Source organism: Sphingomonas sp. BL-S-29 (assembly GCF_055521495.1).
In genome coordinates, this window is sequence record NZ_CM145482.1 from 3,158,694 (window position 1) to 3,177,962 (window position 19,269).

Below are 19,269 nucleotides of genomic sequence, written 5' to 3' on the forward strand. Positions count from 1 at the left end.
ACGGGTGCTAACGGGCGCCCTCCCCGATGCGGCGGCGCCTTCCAACGCGCCACTTTAGCTGCCCGGTATGGACGCATAGCTCAGTTGGTAGAGCAGCTGACTCTTAATCAGCGGGTCCTTGGTTCGAGCCCAAGTGCGTCCACCATTTTTGTTCGGCAATTCGATCGCTTCGGTTCATCCGTTCGCGCTAAACGGGCACCACCGTCGTATATTTCGTCAGCGACAGCGCGAAATGCGACGATGCCCCGCCGACTGACGGATGATCGAGCAGCGTGCGCATGAGGAAATGCTCATAGTCGGCGACATCGGCCACGACGACGCGCAGCAGATAATCCCATTCTCCCGACATCGAGAAACACTCCATGATCTCGGGCCGGGAGCGGACAAAGTCCTCGAACCGGACGATGCTGTCGCGCGCATGGCTCTTCATCCGCACGTCGCACAACACGTTGACGCCGCGCCCGACCTTTTCGGCATCGACCAGACGCACCGTCGCGGTCAGCACCCCTGCCGCCTCGAGCGCCTTGATCCGGCGCCAGCAGGACGCGGTCGAGCTGCCGACCCGCTCCGCAAGTTCGGCGCTGCTGAGCGATGCGTCGGCCTGCAGCTCGCAAACGATCCGTTTGTCGATCGCATCCATCATGACATTTTGTTTCAGAAATAACCCCAAGCTGATCGCGATCGATCAATAATCCGCTGAAACCACCCCATTTTGGAAAGCATGCCCGCGCTTCCCGTGCAAGATATCCATCATGGAAAATCTTCAGGCAAGACATCCCGACGGCGCCGCTCCCGACTGGACCATCCCGCAGGACTGGCACCGCTATACGCCGGCCGAGCATGCGATGTGGGACAGGCTGTTCGAACGCCAGGCCAGGCTCCTGCCCGGCCGCGTCGCCCCCGAGTTCATCGACGGGCTTGATGTACTGCGCATGTCGAAACCCGGCATTCCCGACTTCGCCGAATTGTCCGACCGGCTGATGCGGGCGACCGGCTGGCAGGTCGTCGCGGTGCCCGGCCTGATCCCCGACGACGTCTTCTTCGATCACCTGGCGAACCGCCGTTTCGTCTCTGGAAACTTCATCCGCACGCCCGAGCAATGCGACTATCTGCAGGAACCCGACATCTTCCATGACGTGTTCGGCCATGTGCCGCTGCTCGCCAATCCGGTCTTTGCCGACTACATGCAGGCTTACGGCCAGGGCGGCCAGCGCGCGGCCGGGCTCGGCGTCATCGCCAACCTGTCGCGGCTCTATTGGTACACGGTCGAGTTCGGCCTGATCCGCAACGGCGACGATCTCAACATCTACGGTGCCGGGATCGTCTCCTCTCATGGCGAGACCCGGTTCGCGCTCGACGATCCCTCGCCGAACCGGCTCGGCTTCGATCTGACGCGCGTGATGCGCACGAAATACCGGATCGACGACTATCAGCAGACCTATTTCGTCATCGACAGCTTCGAGGATCTGCTGCGGCAGACGCTCGATACCGATTTCGGCCCGGTTTATGCCGCCTTGGCCGGCCAGCCCGACATCGAGATCGAAACGATCCTGCCCGACGATCGCGTGATAACCCGCGGAACCCAGGCCTATGCGCGCGGCAAGCAGGTGGCGGCATGACCGCCCAGCCCGCCCTCGCGGTGATCGAAGGACAGGCCGCGCTGTTCGACCCGCTGCGGCCGCAGCCAGCCGATGCGCTGCTCGCCCTGATCGGCGTGCACCGCGCCGATCCACGCCCCGACAAGATCGATCTCGGCGTGGGTGTGTACCGCGACGCGGCCGGCGCCACGCCGGTCCTGCGCGCGGTCAAGGCGGCTGAAGCCGCGCTGGTGCGTGATCAGCCGACCAAGGCCTATATCGGCCCGGAAGGTGACGCCCGCTTCACCGAGTTGCTCGCCCCGATCGTCTTCGGCCCCGCCATGGCGGCGTCGGACCGGCTGACCGGCGTTCAGACTCCGGGCGGAACCGGTGCGCTGCGGCTCGGCGCCGATCTGCTCCACCGCGCGGGCATGACCGGCCGGGTCTGGATCGGTACGCCGACCTGGCCCAACCACGCCCCGATCTTCGAGGCGGCCGGCCTGACGGTCGCGGCGCACACCTATTACGACAGTGCCACCTCGACGCTCGATTTCGCGGCGATGATGGCCGATCTCAAGCTTGCGGTGCGCGGCGATGTGGTGCTGCTGCACGGTTGCTGCCACAACCCCACCGGCACCGGCTTCTCGATCGCCGAATGGCGCGCACTGGCCGAGGATTTCTCGGCACGCGGCATCCTCCCGTTCGTCGACCTGGCCTATCAGGGGCTGGGCGATGGCCTTGAGGAAGACGCCGCCGGCATGCGCATCCTGCTCGAGGCCGTGCCGGAAGCGTTGATCGCCTATAGCTGCGACAAGAATTTCGGCCTCTATCGCGAACGGGTGGGCGCGCTGTGGGCCCTTTCGGCAGGCGCCGCGTCAGTTCCCGCGGTTCGCGGCAACCTGCTCGTACTGGCCCGCAGCCTCTGGTCGATGCCGCCGGATCACGGCGCGGCCGTGGTGCGCCTCATCCTCGAAAATCCGGGGCTGACCGGGCTGTGGCGCACCGAGCTGGAGGAGATGCGCGTCCGTGTCGGCAGCTTGCGGACCGCGCTGGCCGAGGCCGAGCCGCGTCTTGCCGCGATCGCCGCGCAGCGTGGCCTGTTCGCCATCCTGCCGATCGACCCGGCCGCGGTTGCGGCGCTGCGCGCGGATCACGGCATCTACATGGCCGGTTCCGGCCGGATCAATGTGGCCGGGCTGCACCTCGACAGCATCGGCCGGTTCGCCGCCGCCCTTGCCCCCTATCTGCCGGCGTAAGCCTGGAGTGTTCAGCGTGCTCGACGATACCCATGATCCCGGCCGGACAAGCTGGGTCGCCACTGCTGCCGGCCATGCGGACTTCCCGATCCAGAACCTGCCGCTGGGCACCTTCTCGCTGCCGGGTGAAGCACCGCGCGGGGGGATCGCGATCGGGGATTCGATCCTCGACCTGAACGGGCTCGCCGCCGGCGGCCTGCTGGAGGGCGATGCCCTTGGTGCAGCCCAGGCGGCAGCCGGTCCGGCGCTCAATCCGTTGCTGGCCCTTGGTGCCGGACCGCGCCGGGCGCTCCGCGCGCGGGTGTCGATGCTGCTGTCCGATCCGGACCACGAGGCTGCGATAGCACCGCTGCTGTACGAGGCCGCAACCTGCACGATGCACCTGCCGGCAACGATCGGCGACTATACCGACTTCTATGTCGGCATTCACCATGCGACCAATATCGGGCGGCTGTTCCGGCCGGACAATCCGCTGCTGCCCAACTACAAGCACGTCCCGATCGGCTATCATGGCCGGGCGTCGTCGATCGGCGTATCGGGCGCAGCGGTGCGGCGGCCCAATGGCCAGCTCAAACTCCCCGATGTGGAAGCGCCGGTCTTCGGCCCCACCGCCCGGCTCGATTACGAGCTCGAAATGGGCGTCTGGATCGGGCCCGGGAATGTGCCGGGCGAGATGATCCCGATCGCGGACGCTCCCACGCACATTGCCGGATTGTCGCTGCTGAACGACTGGTCGGCTCGCGACCTGCAAGCCTGGGAATATCAGCCGCTCGGCCCGTTCCTGGCCAAGAGCTTCGCCACGACGATCTCGCCCTGGATCGTGACGGAGGAAGCGCTAGCGCCGTTCCGGATCCCTCAGCCGGCGCGGCCTGCGGGAGATCCCCGCCCCCTGCCCTATCTCGACGATGCGGCCGATCAGGCGCGCGGCGCTTATTCGATCACGCTGGAGGCGTGGATCGCAACGGCCCGGATGCGCGATGCCGGGCTCGCCCCGCACCGCCTGAGCCACGGCCCGGCAAGCAGCATGTACTGGACGGTCGCGCAGATGGTCACGCATCATGCCTCCAATGGCTGCAATCTCAACCCCGGCGACCTGCTCGGCACCGGCACCATCTCGGCCCCGACCGAAGACGGCTATGGCAGCCTGATCGAACTCAGCCGGGGCGGGCAGCAGGCGATCGCCTTGCCCGGCGGCGAGACCCGCCGGTTCCTGGAGGACGGCGACGCCCTCATCCTGACCGGCCGGATGGCGGCGGAGGGTTTCGTCCCGATCGGGTTCGGTCCCTGCATGGGCATCATCGGCCCAGCCGCGTCGCACCCGTGACGGGCGCACGCCTTTCCGCGACCCCCGCGGGGATAGGATTATGCGCCCTTGACGCGATTCCGTCGGGGACGGCGCGCAATTTCGTCGTGCAGCTGGAAGGGGGCCGGTTCCACGGCTTCGTCGTCCGGCGGGGACGGGAGGTCAGCGGCTATGTCGACCGCTGTCCTCATGCCGGCATGCCCCTCGCCCATGCGCTCGACCGTTATCTGACGCCCGACGGCACGCTGATCCAGTGCGACTGGCATGGCGCACTGTTCTCGATCGACAATGGCCGGTGCATCGCCGGCCCGTGCAAGGGCGCTCGGCTGACGGCATGGCCGGTCGCCGTCAAAGACGATCTGATCAGAACGGCCAGTGCGCCGGGAGAGGAGCCGCGCGATGGACGCACTGACCGAGCATGAGCGCGACGCCGCGCTGCGCGGCTTGCCGGAATGGAGCTATGACGAGCTGCGCGGCGCGCTCTACCGGCGCGTTGTGCTCGCCGATTTCTCGGCCGCCTTCGGATTGATGACCCGGATCGCGCTGGCCGCGGAGAAGAGCGACCATCATCCCGAATGGTTCAACGTCTATAACCGGCTCGAGATCTGGCTGACGACGCATGACGCCGGCGGCGTCTCGGTGCGCGACACCGCAATGGCGGCTATGATCGACCGGCTGCTCCAGGCCGGCTGACGGCGTCAGGCGGGGATATTGGCCGATCGCTGCTCGGGCAGCACACCGAACAGGTCGGCGGCGCGCTCGATCAGCGCCGGCGGCAATGGGCGCGACCGGCGCGCGGCGAGATCGAAACAGACGGTGCGCGCCACCAAGGTCGCGCACAGCCGATCTTCCGACCGGGCGAACAGGCGCAGCTCGGTCGTGATGGAGCTACGCCCCAGCGCCTGCACGCGACCGTCGATCCGGATCAGGGCGCCCGCAGGCAGCTCGGCACGATACTCGAGCTCATGCCGTACATCGGCCCAACCCTGCTGTGCGACCTTCCCGGCCGCCGGGTCATAACCCAGCGCCGCGAAGAGCTGATAGGAAGCATCGTCGAAAAAGGCGAGGTAATGCCGGGTCGTCAGATGCCCCATGGCATCGCACAGCCACGGATGGACCACCCCGAATCCGCACTCGACATAGGTGTCAGCCATGATTGCCGACGTCCCACCCATGCGCGGTAATCGTTGCCTGGGCGAAGTTCAGCGGCGTGGCTTCGAGCGGGATCGCCAGGCTGTCGTTCCAGCGATTGAAGAAGCCGTACAGCGCCACGACCGACAGCAACTCGACAATCTCGATGTCGCTATAGTGCCGCTTCAGCTCGGCGACGTCCTCGTCCTGTACGCCCGAGGGCGCCTGGCCTGCCAGCTGCGCGAAGCGCAGTGCGGCGCGCTCGGCCTCGCTGAACAACGGGCTGCGCTCATAGTCCCAGACCGCGGCGACCTTCTCCGAACCAGCGCCGTGCGCCGCGTTGCTCGCGGTATGCGCCGAACAATAACGGCACCCGGCCGACATGCTCGCCAGATAACCGGCGAGATATTTGAGCTCGGCAGGGAGCGAGCCCGCCCCCATCACCGCCTGCCACAGGACAAGCGTGCCCTGCAGGATATCGGGGCGATGACCGAGCGTCGCGACGCTGCCGGGCAGCTCGGCGAAATCCTTCAGGAACGGCGATACGTCGACGCCGCGCTCCTGCAGCTGATCCATGCTCAGCATCGTGATCCGTGACATCCTATCCCTCCCATTCAGCATTGCCGTCGACGCCGACGATCTGGCCAGTGATGTGGTGCGCGGCGTCCGAGGCGAAGAACCATGCCATTTCGCCGATCTCGCTCGGCTGGATCTTGGTGCGCAGCGAGATATAACCGAGCGCCTCGGCCTCGACCTCGGGCACGGTGCGGCCGCTCCGTTCCGCCGCGCGCGCCATGATCCCGCGCATCCGCTCGGTATCCATGAATCCCGGCCGGATCGCGTTGACCCGGATGCCGGCCGGACCAAGCTCGCGCGCGAGCGTCCGCGTCAGCCCCTCGAGCGCCCATTTCGACGCGACATAGGCGGACCGCCCGGGGAGACCCGTCACGGTCGACGCGGTGGAGATGTTGATGATCGTGCCGCCCCCCGCCGCGCGCATCGCCGGGACGACCGCCCGGATCATGTGGAAGGCACCGTGGACATTCACCGCGAAGCAGCGCGCCCAGTCGTCGGGATCGTTGGTCTCGATGCCGCCCACCGGACCGGCCACGCCGGCATTGTTGATCAGGACCTCCACCGGACCCGCCTCAGCGACCAGCCCAGCAACTGCGGCAGGATCGGACACGTCGGCCCGGATCGCGACCAGTCCCTCCAGTTGCCCGGCCGCGCTGTCGAGCGCTGCCTGATCGACATCGCATACGATCACGCGATCGCCGCGGGCGACGAAGACCTCGGCAATGGCCAGACCGATCCCGGAAGCGCCGGCGGTGACGAGCACCGAACGGGCGCTCATGCCATCGCTTCCCGGGCCTGAGCCGTCGCCGCCACGGCGACCGTGCCGTCGGGCGACAGCACGACGCCATAGATCGAATGCGCGCGATCCACGCTGATCAGCCCATCGGCGACATCCTCCGCGACCCGGTCGGCCGCGCGGCCCGCCGGCGGCCCATAGCCACCGCCCCCGCACGATATCGCAATGATGCGCTCGCCCTGTCTGATGCGGACCTGAGCGCACGCCTCGAGCGCACCCCTTATGCCGTCACGATCGATCAGATATTGATCGGCCCCGCCGCCCCTGCCCCCGCCGCGAACGCCGGTGGGGGGATTGCTGTGACCGTCGGACAGATAGCCGATATCGATATCGGCGCCGAGCGGACCGAACTCGACGATGGTCGAGGGCGCGCCGGTATTCGTCCCGGCGCCCTCGGTATCGGGCATGAAGCCGCGGGCATGGACCACGATCGGCTGCGACAGCTCGGCCAGCTCGACGCCGTCGATGCAGCACAGGCCGGCATTGCCGACATGTCCGATCGTCCACCACGCGTCGCTCGCCGGGCTGGCGGCGCCGCCGCTCATCGCCAGGAACATCTGGTTGACGAAGGGCTGGCCCGAGCGGGGATCGATCCCCGAGACCACGCCGGCGGACGGCGCGATGACCGATCCGACCTCCGCCATGCCGATCCCCTCGCCCAGCGCGGCCAGGCCGGTCTGCACGCTGTTGGCGACGCGGTCGGCGATATTGGTGGTGGCGGCCGAACAGGAGAAGGGATGGATCGGGATACCGGCGATGCACCCCTCGCGCAGGGCCACATCGATCCGGCGGAACGATCCCGCATTCTTCGGCACGCGATGATCGATGCTGTTGAACACCCCGATCATCGCTGCGGTGCGCGCGCAGGCCTCGGACAGGTTCATGCCGCACGGCAGGCAATCGGGATTGTCGGTGAGATCGACGGCGACGCGGCCGCCGACGGGATCGACGTCGATCCTGGCCTGAATTTTCAGGCCCTCGGCCGGCAGGCCGGGAAAGGGATCATGCGTGCTCGATCCGGTGACCGATCCGGCCGGCAGCTTGCCGATCGCTTCCGCCATCAGCGTTTCGGAATAATCGAACCACTGGCCGGAAAAAGCCTCGATTCGGTCCCAGCCGATTTCGCTGGCCAGCTGAGTCAGCGCTTTCTCGCCGATGCGCACCGCCCCGACGGTGGAGAGATAATCGCCGCGCCATTGATGCGGCACGCGGATGCGCATCTCGCACATGCGGATGATATCGTCGATGTCCTGCCAGCCGCGCTGCACCTGCACCGCCGGGAAGATCAGCGCGCCCTCATGATAGACGTCACGCGCCTCCGCCATGTAGGTGGTCGGCTGCGAATTGCCGATGTCCGCCTGATGCGCCTTGGCAAGGACGGTGAAGCGGTGGTTGCCGGCCTCGTCCATCACTGGCGCGATGACCGTCAGATCGGCCGGATGCGAGCAGCCATGATAAGGCGAATTGTGCAGAAACGCGTCGCCCGCCCGCTGATCGGGATGGAACAGCGCGACCGATCGCGCCATCAGGTCGGGGCCGGACAGGACATGGATCGGCAGGCTGTCCGCCGCGCTGAGCAGCTCGCCGGCCCGCGTCAGCAGGCAGCAGGAGAAATCGCGCGCGCGGTTGAGCACGCCCGACCGCCCGGTCCGCAGCAGCGTGTTGGACATCTTGCGCACGATCCCGTCCAGGCGGCTGCGCATCACGGCCATTTCCGCGCCGTTCATCACCGCGCCCGGGGCAACAGCTTGGTTCATCGTTCAGGCCTCGATCAAAAGCGCGCCGGCGACCGACCGGCGGAAACGCGCGGGCGGATCGACGACGACCGTGGTGAAGGGAGATTCGATCAGGGCCGGCCCGTCAAAGTCCCTATCGGCGGGGATCGCGTCCCAGCGCAGGATCGGCGTGTCGATCCAGCCCGCGCCGGCGAAATAGACGGGTCGGGTGCGCAACGACGATTCCGTTGCGGGTGCCGGCTTGAGCAGGAAGGGAGCCTCGGACCGTGCAGCACAGCGGATGCGGGCGCGCAGCCCGATCAATTCCACGTCGGACGCTTCGTCGCGAATGGTGAAGATTTGCTCATGCATCGCGTCGAAGGCAGTGCGAAACGCCGCGACATCGTCAGCAGTCGCGAACTCGGTCGAGGCCAGCGGCACGTCGATGTCCCAGGCCTGGCCTTCATAGCGCGCCTCGGCGATGAATTCGGTCACGCCGGGCAAGCCGGTGCGGACCGCGAACGCGTCCGCCTCGCCCCGCAACCGGTCGATCGCGGCATTGGCTCGTCCGCTGTCGAACGCGGCCGTGGAGGTGTGCGCCGTCACCGCGAATTCGCTGGTGATATCGGAGATCATCGCGCCGGCCGCGCTCATCGCCGCGCCGGTTTCGGGGATGAGCAGCCTGCGGCAGCCGAGCCGTCGGGCGATGAACACCGAATTGAGCCCGGCCGCGCCGCCGCCGCCGATCAGCACTGCTTCGGCCGGGTCGATGCCCTGATTGACCGTCAGTTCCTGGATTGCCTGGACCATATTCTCGGTGGCGAGATCGAGGATGCTCCAGGCAGCTTCCTCCACGCTGGTGCCGAGGCGCCCGGCGACGTCGCGCGCGATGGTCTCCCGGGAGGCCGCCGCATCCAGCTTCATCGAGCCGCCGAGGAAATAGTCCGGATCGAGATAGCCGAGCACCATGCAGGCATCGGTCACCGTCGGCCGGGTGCCGCCACGGCCGTAACAGGCGGGGCCTGGCGTCGATCCGGCGCTGTCCGGCCCGACATGGAGCAGGCCCGCACCGTCGAGCGACGCGATGCTGCCGCCGCCGGCACCGACGCTCTTCACATCGACTGACGGATAACCGGCGAGATGGCCGCGATAGGGTTCCCCGATCCACAGGTCGCGGGTCATCGGGATACGCCCGTCGCTGACCAGGCTGATGTCGTAGGTCGTGCCGCCCGTGTCGGCGACGATGGCGGTACGCCAGCCGCCTTCGCGCTCGGCATAATGGCGCCCGGCGACCGGGGCCATGGACGGCCCCGAATTGATGATCCGGATCGGCGCGGCCGCCACCTCGGACGCTTCGACCATGCCGCCCGCGCTTGTCAGCACCATCACCTCGCCGGCAAAGCCTTCCGCCGCCAGGCGAGCCGAAAGGCTGCCGAGATAGCGCGTCATCAACGGCTTGAGCGACGCGTCGATCGCCGCCGACGACGCGCGGCGGAATTCGCGCAGCGTGGCATTGACCGCGTGCGACAGGCTGTAGGGGATACCCGGCAAATGCGTTTCGATCAGTTCCCCGATGCGCAGCTCATGAGCGGGATGCACGGTCGACCAGAGGAGCGACACGGCGACCGCTTCGATCTCGAGGCTGCGCATCTGTTCGAGCACCGCGATCACCGCCGCTTCGTCGAGCGGGACCAGCACAGTCCCGTCCGCCAGCAGCCGCTCCGGCGCCTCGAAGGTGAGCGCGCGCGGGATATAGGGCTTGGGATAGGGAATCGTGTGGTTGAACGGCTCGGTCCTTCCGCCTTCGCGAAACAGCAGGATGTCGCGGTGGCCGGCCGTCACGATCAGTCCGGTGCGCGCGGCGCGTCCGGTGATGATCGCGTTGATCGCATGGGTGGTGCCGTGGATGAAGCTGTCCGCCCTGGCGAGCAGCGCGCGCAGGGTCAGCCCGCGCGCCTCGGCCGCGACGGCCAGCGCGTCGAGCACGCCCGCGACCGGATCGGACGGAATGGTGGATGCCTTGTGCAGGGTGATCGAGCCGTCATCGTCCTCCACCACCAGATCGGTGAAGGTGCCCCCCGTGTCGGTTGCGAACCGCATCTCAGAAAGTCACCGCGTCGGCGCCCTTGAGGCCAAGCATGACGCGGGCCTCGGCCGGAGTCGCGACGTCGATCTCCAGCGCGTCCAGGATCGACCGGAGCTTCAGCACCTGCTGGGCGTTGCTCGTCGCCAGCTCGCCCTTGCTGATATAAAGACTGTCCTCAAGCCCGACCCGGACGCTGCCGCCGACCAGCGCGCACTGGGCGAGGAACTTCATCTGCGGGCGGCCGACCGCGAAGCAGGACAGCATGTAATCATCGCCGAACAGGCGATCCGCCGTCTGCTTGAACATCATGAAATTTTCGAGATCGGCGCCGATCCCGCCAAGGATGCCGAAAATCCCCTGGATCAGGAAGGGCGGCTTGATCAGCCCCAGATCGGCAAAATGCTTGACGTTGTAGAGATGCCCGATGTCGTAGCATTCATATTCGAAACGCGTGCCATGCCCCTGCCCCAGCTCGACCATGATGCGTTCGATCAGCGCGAAATTATGGTTGGCCGGAAACCGCTTCGACCCGAGCATCAGCTCGCGTTCCCAGTCGTGCTTCCAGTCGAATTTGTCGGCGAGGCCGAAAAAGCCGAAATTCATCGATCCCATGTTGAGCGACGTCATCTCGGGGCTGGCGCGCAGCGGGCCCGCCAGCCGGTCTTCCTCGCTGAAGCCCGGTGCGCCGCCCGTCGTGATGTTGATGACGACGTCCGACGCCTGTTTGATCCGGGGCAGGAACTGCATGTAGAGCTCGGGGTCGGGGGACGGCCGGCCATCGGCCGGGTCGCGCGCGTGCAGATGCAGGATCGCCGCGCCCGCTTCGGCCGCCGCGATCGCCTGTTCCGCGATCTCGTCCGGCGTGACCGGCAGATAGGGCGACATCGAAGGGGTATGGATCGACCCGGTCACCGCGCAGGTGATGATGGCCTTGCCGGTCTTGCGCATGGAAATACTCCTGGTTGAATCAGCGCGCGGCCGCGGTGAGCGCGGCGGTGCGTTCGAAGGGGCGCTGGCTGGCGAGCGCTAAGACGATGCCGATCCCGGCAACGCCGGAAATGACGATCATTAGGGCATTGCCGAGCTCGAGCGGCCCGCCGGCGAGATCGCTGCAAATGCCGATCAGGGCCGGGCCGATGCCGATCCCGACGAGCGTCGTGACGGCGAGGAACATCGAGGTGACGATGCCGCGCAGCCGATCGGGCGTCAGCATCTGTACGCCCGCCAGCGATGCGGGCGCGGCCAGCGTGGCGAAGAAGCTGAGCAGCCCATAAGCCGCCAGCGAGACCGGCAGGCTCGAACTCGTCACGAACAGCACCACGCTGGGGATCGCGCAGGCCAGGCCGATCACGATCACCGGCGCCGCCGGCGACGGCCAGCGCCGCGCCTGGAACCAGTCAGTCAGCATGCCGCCGGTCAGATGGCCGAGCGGCGCCGCAATCAGGATGACGGATCCGATCGCGAGGCCCGCCTGGGGCGCCGTCATATGGAAAAAGCGCACATAGAAGGATGGCGCCCAGGCACCCAGCGACTGGATGGTCAGCACGACCAGGGCAGACGCACCGGTATGGCGGACAAAGGCCGCGCGGTGAGCGACGACGTAGCGCCAGGCCTCGGCGATGCCGGGCCGGGCGATCAGGCTCGCGGTCCGCGCCGGTTCCCGCACGCTGAACATCAGCAACGCCAGCACGATGCCGGGGATCGCCATGATGACGAAGGTCCCCTGCCAGGGCGCCAGTCGGCCGAAACCAACCAGGTCGAGGCCGCCGGCCGCCGTCAGTACGGCGAGGACCGCCCCGCCGCCGATCAGCGCCGCGCTCTTGCCGAGCGACGCGCCGGTGGTGAACAGCGATACGGCGCGGCCCAGCTGCTGCCGCGGAAAATAGGCGGCAAGCAGCGACATCGCCGCCGGCACCAGCGCTGCCTCGCCGAAACCGACCCCGATGCGCGCGGCGAAGAGCCAGCCGAAGGACGAAGCAAGGCCGCACATCGCGGTCGCGAGACTCCAGACGAGAATGCCCGCGACGATCAGGTTGCGGCGATTGACCCGATCGGCGGTCAGCCCGAGCGGCACCGCGACCAGGGTATAGAGCACCACGAAGCCGGTTCCCTGCAGGAGCCCGAGCTGCGTGTCGCTGACGCCGAGATCCGCCTTGAGCGGCTCCATCATCAGGCTCATCAGATAGCGGTCGATGAACGACACCAGGTGCGCGGTGGCGAGCAGCAGCGCGACATACCACGCATAGGCCGGCGCCGAAGGCGCGACTGGGAGACGGTCCGCCGCGATCGCCATCACCCGATCGCCGCCGAAATGCCTTCGTCGGCAAGCCAGACCGCGCCGTGAACCGGCCGCGCGCGTTCCGACAGAAGGAACAGCACAATGCCGGCAATGTCGGCGACATCGCTAAAGGCGGTGCCGCTGGGGGTCATCTGTCGCATGCCCTCGGCCATGGCCGGGTCCGCCCGCACTCCGGCGTTCATCGGCGTCGCCGTGTTGCCCGGCGCCACGGCATTCACCGCGATATTGTCGGGCGCGAGTTCGGCGGCGAGCGCGCGGGTCATCATCGCGACCGCGGCCTTGCTCGCGCAATAGAGCGCAAAGCCCTTGATCCCGACAAAAGCAGCGACGGAAGCGAGGTTGACGATCCGCCCGCCGCCGCGCCGCTGCATCGCCGGAACCGTTGCCGAGATCGCATTCCACAGGCCCGAAACGTTGATGTCGATCATGCGCGCACCCGCGGCCGGATCGCCATCGGCGACCGGCGTGGGATAGAAGACGCCGGCCGCGTTGACGAGGAGATCGACCCCGCCGAAGCGCTGCTCCACCGTCGCGACCAGCGCCGCGAACGCGGTCGCGTCCCGCACATCGGCGGCCACGCCGATCGCGCTGCCGCCATTGGCGACGATCGCGCCGGCGACCGCTTCGGCCTTGTCGAGGCTGCTGCTCGCGACCACTGCGACATGGGCGCCGCCGGCCGCCAGCGCCTCGGCCACGGCCTGGCCGATACCGGAACTGCCACCAGTGACGATCGCCACCTTGCCGGCGAATTCGCCGCTCATGCGTACACCGCCGAGGTCAAAGCGAGGCAGCGCTCACCAAGGCCGCCCCCGGCGCACATCAGCGATGGGCTATACGAAAAGGCGATGCCGTTTTCGGGATCGGCGAAGCCCAGCGATCCACCGGCGCCCGGATGCCCGAAGGCACGCGGATTGGTGCCCATCGGGGACATCAGCGGCTCGTTCAAGAAGAAGCCATAGGCATAACGGAAAATCCGATCAGTCATTTCACAGGGTCCAAACCAGCTTTCGGTGCGCATCCGGTCGATCGTCTCCGGCGAGACGAGGCGGACGCCGTCGAGCGTGCCGCCCGACGCGAGCGCGGCGTAGATGCGGGCAACGGCGCGTGCATTGCCGTGCCCGTTGGTCGAGGGCAGCAGCCCCGAACGCATCCGCGCGTCATTGTAATGGTCGGGCGAATCCGGCCGCATCCGCCATGCCCGACCCATCTTGGTCGAGGGATCGCGCGACTGGACGAAGGTGTGGCTGTCCTGGTTGGGAATGATATCCGCCACCCGGTCCGGATCGGCCCAGGCCGCGCCATAACCATAATCGGCGCCGAGCGGCGCGGTCACTTCCTCGCGCAGGAACTGGTCGAGCGGACGGCCATCGACCTGGCGAATGAGCTCGCCGAACAGATATCCGGCAGTTGCCGAGTGATAGCCATGGGCGGTGCCCGGTTCCCAGGCCGGTTCCTGACGCTCGAGCGCGTCGATCATCACGTCCCAGTCATAGCCGGCACCAGCGGGAGCGTGATCGGCGTAGAGCAGGCCCGCCTTGCCCGCCAACAAGGTCCCGACCGTGATGGAGCCCTTGCCGGCTTGCGCGAAGCCCGGCCAGTATCTTGCCACGGGTGCGTCGAGATCGATCAACCCGCGATCGATCAGCATCCAGACGCCTAGGGCCGCCATGCCCTTGCCGACCGACATCATGCAAACGATCGTATCCTGCTGCCAGGGACGAGTCTGCGCGGCATCGGCCCAGCCGCCCCATAGATCGACCACCTTTTGCCCATGCCGATAGACGGCGACCGCGGCCCCGATTTCTCCCCGATCGCGAAAATTCGCGGCGAAGGTCTCGCCGACTTTCGCGAACGCCGGGTCGCAATATCCGCTCATGGGGCCGGGCGCCGTCGTCATGGTCAGAACTTCGCCACGGCGCGGACGCCGTAGGTGCGCGGCTCGCCGACCCGGCCGACAATGCCGGAGGCGAAGCTTGCCGTGCTCGTCACATATTCACGATCGGTGAGGTTGCGGGCGAACGCCAGCAACTCGAAATGCTCGCCGGGAAAGGTGTAGCCGATGCTGGCGTTGAGCAGACCATAGCCGGCCTGCGTATCGAGCCCGGAATTGGACGCGGTGAAAAATTGCCGCGTGCGATAATTATACTCGCCGCGGATGAACCCGGAGCCGGCGCCGATCGCGGTATCGGCCTCGGCGAATACCGAATAGGACCATTTGGGCGCGAGGTTCAGCCGGTTGCCCGAGGCGTCATAAGGAATGTTCCCGGGCAGCAGGGCGGACGTGTAATTCTTGTAGCGCGCGTCGAGATAGGCGAGGTTGCCGCCCAGCTTGAGCCATTTAGCCGGCCGCAGCTGCGCTTCGAATTCGACGCCGTCGACCTTCGCATCGGAGGCGTTGGTGATGTCGACCACGCCCGGCGAAAGGAAGGACTGCACCTGCAGATCGTTATAGTCGTAATGGAAGACCGTCGCGTTCAGCCGCAACAGGCGCTCCAGCAGATCGAGCTTGGCGCCGGCCTCGTAGCTCCATAGCGTCTCGGGACCGAAACCCTGGGCCGCATTGGCGCTGGAGAAGTTGAAACCGCCCGATTTGAAGCCCTTGGTCGCCGAAGCGTAGATCAGCACGCCGTCGACCGGGCGGAATTCGACGCCCAATTTCGGGGTCCAGGCCTTGTAGGTGTTTTCCGTGCTGTAAGTGCGCGGATAGGTCGCATTCGGCAGGCCGGTGACCAGCGAGAAATTGGTCGCGATCTGGTCGAACTTCTTCTTCTCGCTCGTGTAGCGGATGCCCGCGGTCAGCGTGATCTGCTCCGTGAGCGCGAAGCTGCCCTGCGCGAAGCCGGCGATCGCATCGGTGTTGATCGTCGGATTGAAATTGGCCCGGACGTTGGTGGCGTAGGTCGTCACGCTCGAATCGACCAGGATGTGCTCGTTGAAGTAATAGGCACCCAGGATGTAGGTCAGCGCACCCGCCTTGCCGGTGAGGTTCACTTCCTGCGAAAACTGGTGCTGGTCCTCGAACTGATCGGTTCGCCGGCCATTCAGCGCCGTGCCGTCGGTATCGCCGACCTGAGTCAGGCGGTTCGCCCGATAGGCAGTGAGCGATTTCAGCTGCAGGCCATCCGTCACGTCATAATTGACTTCGGCCGCGGTGCCCCATTGCCGGCGGTTCGAGGCGGGGCGGATATTGACTGCGATCTTGCGATAATCACCCAGCGTGCTGTTCGCGAGAGGATCGGTGGTCGTCTGCAGCAGTTTCACATAGCCGGCGAGCGCGTCGTCCGAATGGATGTAGTCAGCCCGTAAAATGATCTCGAGCGGCGCACTGGGCGTGAAGCGAAGTTGCCCTCGGCCGCCGATCGTGCGCTCGTTATCGGCATCGCCGACGCCCGGCACGATATTCTTGAGATAGCCGTCGCGGCGCGAACCGATGAACGAGATCGACGCAGCGAGCTTGTCCTCGATGAGCGGACCGCTGACATAGCCCTCGGCGCGCGCGAAATTATAATTGCCATAGGTCGCCTGGATCCGACCGACGAACTCGTTGCCAGGCTTGCGGCTGATCACGTTGATCGTGCCGCCGACTGAGTTGCGACCATAGAGCGTGCCCTGCGGGCCGCGCAGGACCTCGATCCGCTCGACGTCGAGGAAATTGGTGAGGTAGCTCGCCGGTCGGGCGAGATAGACGCCGTCGAGGTGAATCGTCGACGATGGGTCCGATCCGCCAAAGACGTTGTTGGAGCCGATGCCGCGGATATAAATCTGCGAAAAGGACGCGTTCTGCGTAACCAGAAGATTGGGCGTGACCGCTGCGAGATCGCGCACATCCTTGACGCCGGTCCGCTCGAGCATCTCGGCGTTGAACGCCGTCACCGCGAAAGGGGTATCCTGCAACAGGGTGGCGCCGGTCTTGCTCGCGGTGACCACGATGTCGCCGGTTTCCGCACTGTCCTGATCGGGCGCCGTCTGGGCATGCGCCGCCGCGCTTGTGAGAAGCAAAGCTGCGCCAAAGCGCAACGTGAATCCAGTCGCCGCCATGTCCTGTTCCCTTTCGTGACCGGACCTGCCGTTCCTGGCCTCGCCCGATAATGGGAAGAGATCATGATTTCAGGCAGCACGCAAGCGATTGTCGACGATTCTTTTAAAAGGCATGGCAAAAACTGCCTGACTCGCTCGAAATCCTCGTTTATCGTCGACAATTATTGCCCGTCAGCCGCTTTTGGGTCGAGCAGGGAGACGCACCAGTCAGCATGATACAGCATGATCGCCTCAGCCGATCTCGCGTCTCCGGCGATCAGCGCGTCGGTGATGCGTTGATAATTCGCGACATATTTGCCCGCGTGCCGATCCAGGTCGATCGCCGCGGCCAGCAGCCTGTTCCAATATTCGATATTGACCGCGCGCAGGACGAGATCGACGTGCGGCTTCTCGGCGATCGCGTTCACGAGATAGTGGAATTCGTTGAGCACCAGGAAAAAGCCGAAATTCGACGGCGTGTCGTCGCCCGCGGCCCGGATCGCCGCCATCGCCGCGCGGACCCGCTCGGCATTGTCGTCCAGATCGATCCGCCGCGCAGCCTCGCGCAGGCCGATCGCGGCGACCGGCGCGCTCACTTCGTAGATCGCCGCCAGGTCGCGCACGCTCATCGGCCGCAGCATGGCGCCGCGATCCGGCAGCAGCTCGACCAGCCCCTGCCCTGCCAATACGGCCAGCGCCTCGCGCACCGGTGCCCGGCTCAGGCCCAGCCGCGTCGCGAGTTCGGAAGCGATGATCCGGCTGCCCGGGGTCAGTTCTCCCGCATCGAGCGCTGCCATGATCGTTTCGTAGACCAGCTGGACCAGCGAGGTCTTCAGGCCGCCATCCGAATCCTGCTTGGGCGATCCGAATGGCAGCCCGCTCGGCCCGGCAAATTCGCGGTCGGCATCCTGCGGCGTTCTCTTGGGACGAGTCATGGTTCGTTCGCAGCCTTTTGTCCGGATGTTCGACAATCCTCTTACCGGCCCATGCGACGCAGGGCCACCACCTCCCGGAGACGACCGCATGGCTGACGAAACCTCATCCCTTTATGGTGCCATCGCCGCGGCGCTGATCGCGACGGGCGATCGCATCGCGATCGTCGACGATGGCCGCTCCTTTAGCGGTGCGGCACTGCTTGAGGGGGTCGAACGATGGGCGGCCGGGCTCGCCGCGCTGGGCGTCGGCGCGGGTGACCGCGTCGCGGTGCAGGCTGACAAGTCGCTCGACCTGGTGCAGCTATATCTGGCGACGCTGCGCCTCGGTGCCGTCTCCCTGCCGCTCAACAGCGGGTATCAGGTCGCCGAGATCGGCTATTTCCTCGCCGACGCGAACCCGGTGCTGTTCGTATGCGATCCGGCGCGGGCAGCCCTGTTTGGCGACAATGGCATCCCGATCGCGACTCTCGATGCCAATGGCGCGGGCAGTCTCGCCGAAGCGGTCGCGGCCGCGCATCCGCCCGCGCCGCCGCACGAAGCGCAGGGCGGGGATCTCGCGGCGATCATCTACACTTCCGGCACCACCGGTCGCTCCAAGGGCGCGATGATCACCCATGGCAATCTCCTGTCCAATGCTCGGGCGCTGATCGCCGCCTGGGGCATCGGGCCGGACGACGTGCTGCTCCACGCGCTGCCGCTGTTTCACATTCACGGGCTGTTCGTGGGGCTCAACCCGCTCCTCCTCGCCGGTAGCGAGATCCGGCTCATGCCTGGCTTCGACAGCGCAAGCGCGATCGATCGCTTCCCTGGGGTGAGCCTGTTCATGGGGGTGCCGACCTATTACACCCGGCTGCTGGCCGATCCGCGGCTCGACCGGAGCAGCACCGCCGACATCCGCCTGTTCATCTGCGGCTCGGCGCCGCTCACTGCGGCAAGCTTCGACGCGTTCGCGGCGCGCACGGGCCACCATATCCTCGAACGCTATGGCATGTCTGAATGCGGCATCATCTGTTCCAACCCGCTCGCCGGACCGCGCCTGGCCGGCGCGGTTGGTCGACCGCTCGACGGCATCACCGTCCGGATCGCCGACGGCAAGGAGATCGGCGTCCTCGAGGTGAGCGGCCCCAATGTCTTTGCCGGCTATTGGCAGCAGTCCGAAAAGACCCGGGCGGAATTCCGCGACGACGGCTTCTTCATTACGGGCGACATTGCCAGCATCGACAGCGACGGTGTCGTCCGCATCGTCGGGCGCGACAAGGATATGATCATCGCGGGCGGACTGAACGTCTATCCCAGTGAGATCGAGAGCCTGATCGACCAGTTGCCCGGCGTGGAGGAATCGGCGGTGATCGGGTTGCCTCATCCCGATTTCGGCGAAGTCGTCGCGGCCGTCATCCGGCCGGCACCGAGCCACGCCGTCGATCCGGCCACGATCGTCGCGGCGCTGCGCCCGCAGCTCGCCGGGTTCAAGCTGCCCAAGGCGGTGTTCGTCGTCGAGGATCTGCCACGCAATACGATGGGCAAGGTGCAGAAGGCCCTGCTCCGCGCCGAATATTCAACCTGGTTCGAGGGCTGACC

At 66.5% G+C, this 19,269-nt stretch carries 18 protein-coding genes and 1 tRNA gene; 7 read left to right on the top strand and 12 right to left on the bottom strand.

Features of this window, described 5'->3' with window-relative positions:
• Window positions 1–69: 69 nt before the first annotated feature.
• Window positions 70–145: transfer RNA gene (locus tag ACZ1I2_RS15050), tRNA-Lys, on the top strand.
• Window positions 146–187: 42 nt separating this feature from the next.
• On the opposite strand, the gene ACZ1I2_RS15055 is transcribed toward ACZ1I2_RS15050, so the two are convergent.
• Window positions 188–640 carry an Lrp/AsnC family transcriptional regulator gene (locus ACZ1I2_RS15055; protein WP_465173929.1) on the bottom strand — a complete coding sequence of 151 codons (453 nt, stop codon included), beginning with the start codon at window positions 638–640 and terminating at the stop codon, window positions 188–190.
• A 112-nt stretch (window positions 641–752) separates the two neighbouring features.
• Between ACZ1I2_RS15055 and phhA the strand changes: the two genes are divergently transcribed.
• From phhA to ACZ1I2_RS15080, 5 genes are all read left to right on the top strand, one after another.
• Window positions 753–1,619, top strand: coding sequence for a phenylalanine 4-monooxygenase (gene phhA / locus ACZ1I2_RS15060; protein ID WP_465173334.1), 867 nt, complete (start codon window positions 753–755; stop codon window positions 1,617–1,619).
• A complete protein-coding gene (locus ACZ1I2_RS15065; RefSeq protein WP_465176701.1) occupies window positions 1,616–2,833 on the top strand; it encodes an amino acid aminotransferase in 1,218 nt (405 codons plus the stop codon). Before phhA ends, ACZ1I2_RS15065 begins: the two co-directional genes overlap by 4 nt.
• A gap of 7 nt (window positions 2,834–2,840) precedes the next feature.
• Complete coding sequence (gene fahA, locus ACZ1I2_RS15070) at window positions 2,841–4,157, top strand: fumarylacetoacetase (protein ID WP_465176700.1); 1,317 nt, start codon at window positions 2,841–2,843, stop codon at window positions 4,155–4,157.
• 86 nt (window positions 4,158–4,243) lie between these two features.
• Entirely contained in the window at window positions 4,244–4,558 is a 315-nt protein-coding gene (locus ACZ1I2_RS15075; RefSeq protein WP_465181472.1) for a Rieske (2Fe-2S) protein, read from the top strand.
• The gene (locus ACZ1I2_RS15080) at window positions 4,536–4,829 is read left to right on the top strand and encodes a 4a-hydroxytetrahydrobiopterin dehydratase (RefSeq protein ID WP_465176698.1); all 294 of its coding nucleotides are present in this window, start codon (window positions 4,536–4,538) and stop codon (window positions 4,827–4,829) included. The genes ACZ1I2_RS15075 and ACZ1I2_RS15080 overlap by 23 nt, the downstream gene beginning before the upstream one ends.
• A 5-nt stretch (window positions 4,830–4,834) precedes the next feature.
• Here ACZ1I2_RS15080 and ACZ1I2_RS15085 read toward each other — a convergent pair whose 3' ends face one another.
• The 11 genes from ACZ1I2_RS15085 to ACZ1I2_RS15135 form a co-directional block, all read right to left on the bottom strand.
• Complete coding sequence (locus ACZ1I2_RS15085) at window positions 4,835–5,290, bottom strand: acyl-CoA thioesterase (protein ID WP_465176697.1); 456 nt, start codon at window positions 5,288–5,290, stop codon at window positions 4,835–4,837.
• Window positions 5,283–5,867 (bottom strand): carboxymuconolactone decarboxylase family protein, encoded by a 585-nt coding sequence (locus tag ACZ1I2_RS15090; RefSeq protein ID WP_465176696.1) that lies wholly within the window; start codon window positions 5,865–5,867, stop codon window positions 5,283–5,285. Before ACZ1I2_RS15090 ends, ACZ1I2_RS15085 begins: the two co-directional genes overlap by 8 nt.
• A gap of 1 nt (window position 5,868) precedes the next feature.
• The gene (locus ACZ1I2_RS15095) at window positions 5,869–6,621 is read right to left on the bottom strand and encodes an SDR family oxidoreductase (RefSeq protein ID WP_465173327.1); all 753 of its coding nucleotides are present in this window, start codon (window positions 6,619–6,621) and stop codon (window positions 5,869–5,871) included.
• A complete protein-coding gene (locus ACZ1I2_RS15100; RefSeq protein ID WP_465173326.1) occupies window positions 6,618–8,396 on the bottom strand; it encodes a hydantoinase B/oxoprolinase family protein in 1,779 nt (592 codons plus the stop codon). The genes ACZ1I2_RS15095 and ACZ1I2_RS15100 overlap by 4 nt, the downstream gene beginning before the upstream one ends.
• A gap of 3 nt (window positions 8,397–8,399) precedes the next feature.
• Window positions 8,400–10,454, bottom strand: a complete 2,055-nt coding sequence (locus ACZ1I2_RS15105; RefSeq protein WP_465173325.1) for a hydantoinase/oxoprolinase family protein — start codon at window positions 10,452–10,454, stop codon at window positions 8,400–8,402.
• A 1-nt stretch (window position 10,455) separates the two neighbouring features.
• Window positions 10,456–11,388 (bottom strand): 3,5-dioxohexanoate:acetyl-CoA acetone transferase, encoded by a 933-nt coding sequence (kce, locus tag ACZ1I2_RS15110; protein ID WP_465173324.1) that lies wholly within the window; start codon window positions 11,386–11,388, stop codon window positions 10,456–10,458.
• Between the two features lie 19 nt (window positions 11,389–11,407).
• Window positions 11,408–12,733 (bottom strand): MFS transporter, encoded by a 1,326-nt coding sequence (locus ACZ1I2_RS15115; RefSeq protein ID WP_465173323.1) that lies wholly within the window; start codon window positions 12,731–12,733, stop codon window positions 11,408–11,410.
• On the bottom strand, window positions 12,733–13,500 hold the full coding sequence (locus ACZ1I2_RS15120) for an SDR family NAD(P)-dependent oxidoreductase (RefSeq protein WP_465173322.1): 768 nt from the start codon (window positions 13,498–13,500) through the stop codon (window positions 12,733–12,735). The genes ACZ1I2_RS15115 and ACZ1I2_RS15120 overlap by 1 nt, the downstream gene beginning before the upstream one ends.
• Window positions 13,497–14,636, bottom strand: a complete 1,140-nt coding sequence (locus tag ACZ1I2_RS15125) for a serine hydrolase domain-containing protein (protein WP_465173321.1) — start codon at window positions 14,634–14,636, stop codon at window positions 13,497–13,499. Before ACZ1I2_RS15125 ends, ACZ1I2_RS15120 begins: the two co-directional genes overlap by 4 nt.
• A gap of 2 nt (window positions 14,637–14,638) precedes the next feature.
• Window positions 14,639–16,738: a TonB-dependent receptor gene (locus tag ACZ1I2_RS15130; protein ID WP_465176695.1), complete on the bottom strand. Its 2,100-nt coding sequence runs from the start codon at window positions 16,736–16,738 to the stop codon at window positions 14,639–14,641.
• Between the two features lie 200 nt (window positions 16,739–16,938).
• A complete protein-coding gene (locus ACZ1I2_RS15135; protein ID WP_465176694.1) occupies window positions 16,939–17,691 on the bottom strand; it encodes a GntR family transcriptional regulator in 753 nt (250 codons plus the stop codon).
• Window positions 17,692–17,779: 88 nt separating this feature from the next.
• On the opposite strand from ACZ1I2_RS15135, the gene ACZ1I2_RS15140 reads away from it, so the two are divergent.
• Window positions 17,780–19,267 (top strand): AMP-binding protein, encoded by a 1,488-nt coding sequence (locus ACZ1I2_RS15140; RefSeq protein ID WP_465176693.1) that lies wholly within the window; start codon window positions 17,780–17,782, stop codon window positions 19,265–19,267.
• Window positions 19,268–19,269 lie beyond the last annotated feature (2 nt).

Bases quoted from the DNA above. Each gene is read 5' to 3' on its own strand.
- ACZ1I2_RS15055 (WP_465173929.1), bottom strand. From the start codon at position 640: ATGGATGCGATCGACAAACGGATCGTTTGCGAGCTGCAGGCCGACGCA.
- phhA (WP_465173334.1), top strand. From the start codon at position 753: ATGGAAAATCTTCAGGCAAGACATCCCGACGGCGCCGCTCCCGACTGG.
- ACZ1I2_RS15065 (WP_465176701.1), top strand. From the start codon at position 1,616: ATGACCGCCCAGCCCGCCCTCGCGGTGATCGAAGGACAGGCCGCGCTG.
- ACZ1I2_RS15080 (WP_465176698.1), top strand. From the start codon at position 4,536: ATGGACGCACTGACCGAGCATGAGCGCGACGCCGCGCTGCGCGGCTTG.
- ACZ1I2_RS15085 (WP_465176697.1), bottom strand. From the start codon at position 5,290: ATGGCTGACACCTATGTCGAGTGCGGATTCGGGGTGGTCCATCCGTGG.
- ACZ1I2_RS15090 (WP_465176696.1), bottom strand. From the start codon at position 5,867: ATGTCACGGATCACGATGCTGAGCATGGATCAGCTGCAGGAGCGCGGC.
- ACZ1I2_RS15095 (WP_465173327.1), bottom strand. From the start codon at position 6,621: ATGAGCGCCCGTTCGGTGCTCGTCACCGCCGGCGCTTCCGGGATCGGT.
- ACZ1I2_RS15100 (WP_465173326.1), bottom strand. From the start codon at position 8,396: ATGAACCAAGCTGTTGCCCCGGGCGCGGTGATGAACGGCGCGGAAATG.
- ACZ1I2_RS15105 (WP_465173325.1), bottom strand. From the start codon at position 10,454: ATGCGGTTCGCAACCGACACGGGGGGCACCTTCACCGATCTGGTGGTG.
- kce (WP_465173324.1), bottom strand. From the start codon at position 11,388: ATGCGCAAGACCGGCAAGGCCATCATCACCTGCGCGGTGACCGGGTCG.
- ACZ1I2_RS15115 (WP_465173323.1), bottom strand. From the start codon at position 12,733: ATGGCGATCGCGGCGGACCGTCTCCCAGTCGCGCCTTCGGCGCCGGCC.
- ACZ1I2_RS15120 (WP_465173322.1), bottom strand. From the start codon at position 13,500: ATGAGCGGCGAATTCGCCGGCAAGGTGGCGATCGTCACTGGTGGCAGT.
- ACZ1I2_RS15125 (WP_465173321.1), bottom strand. From the start codon at position 14,636: ATGACGACGGCGCCCGGCCCCATGAGCGGATATTGCGACCCGGCGTTC.
- ACZ1I2_RS15135 (WP_465176694.1), bottom strand. From the start codon at position 17,691: ATGACTCGTCCCAAGAGAACGCCGCAGGATGCCGACCGCGAATTTGCC.
- ACZ1I2_RS15140 (WP_465176693.1), top strand. From the start codon at position 17,780: ATGGCTGACGAAACCTCATCCCTTTATGGTGCCATCGCCGCGGCGCTG.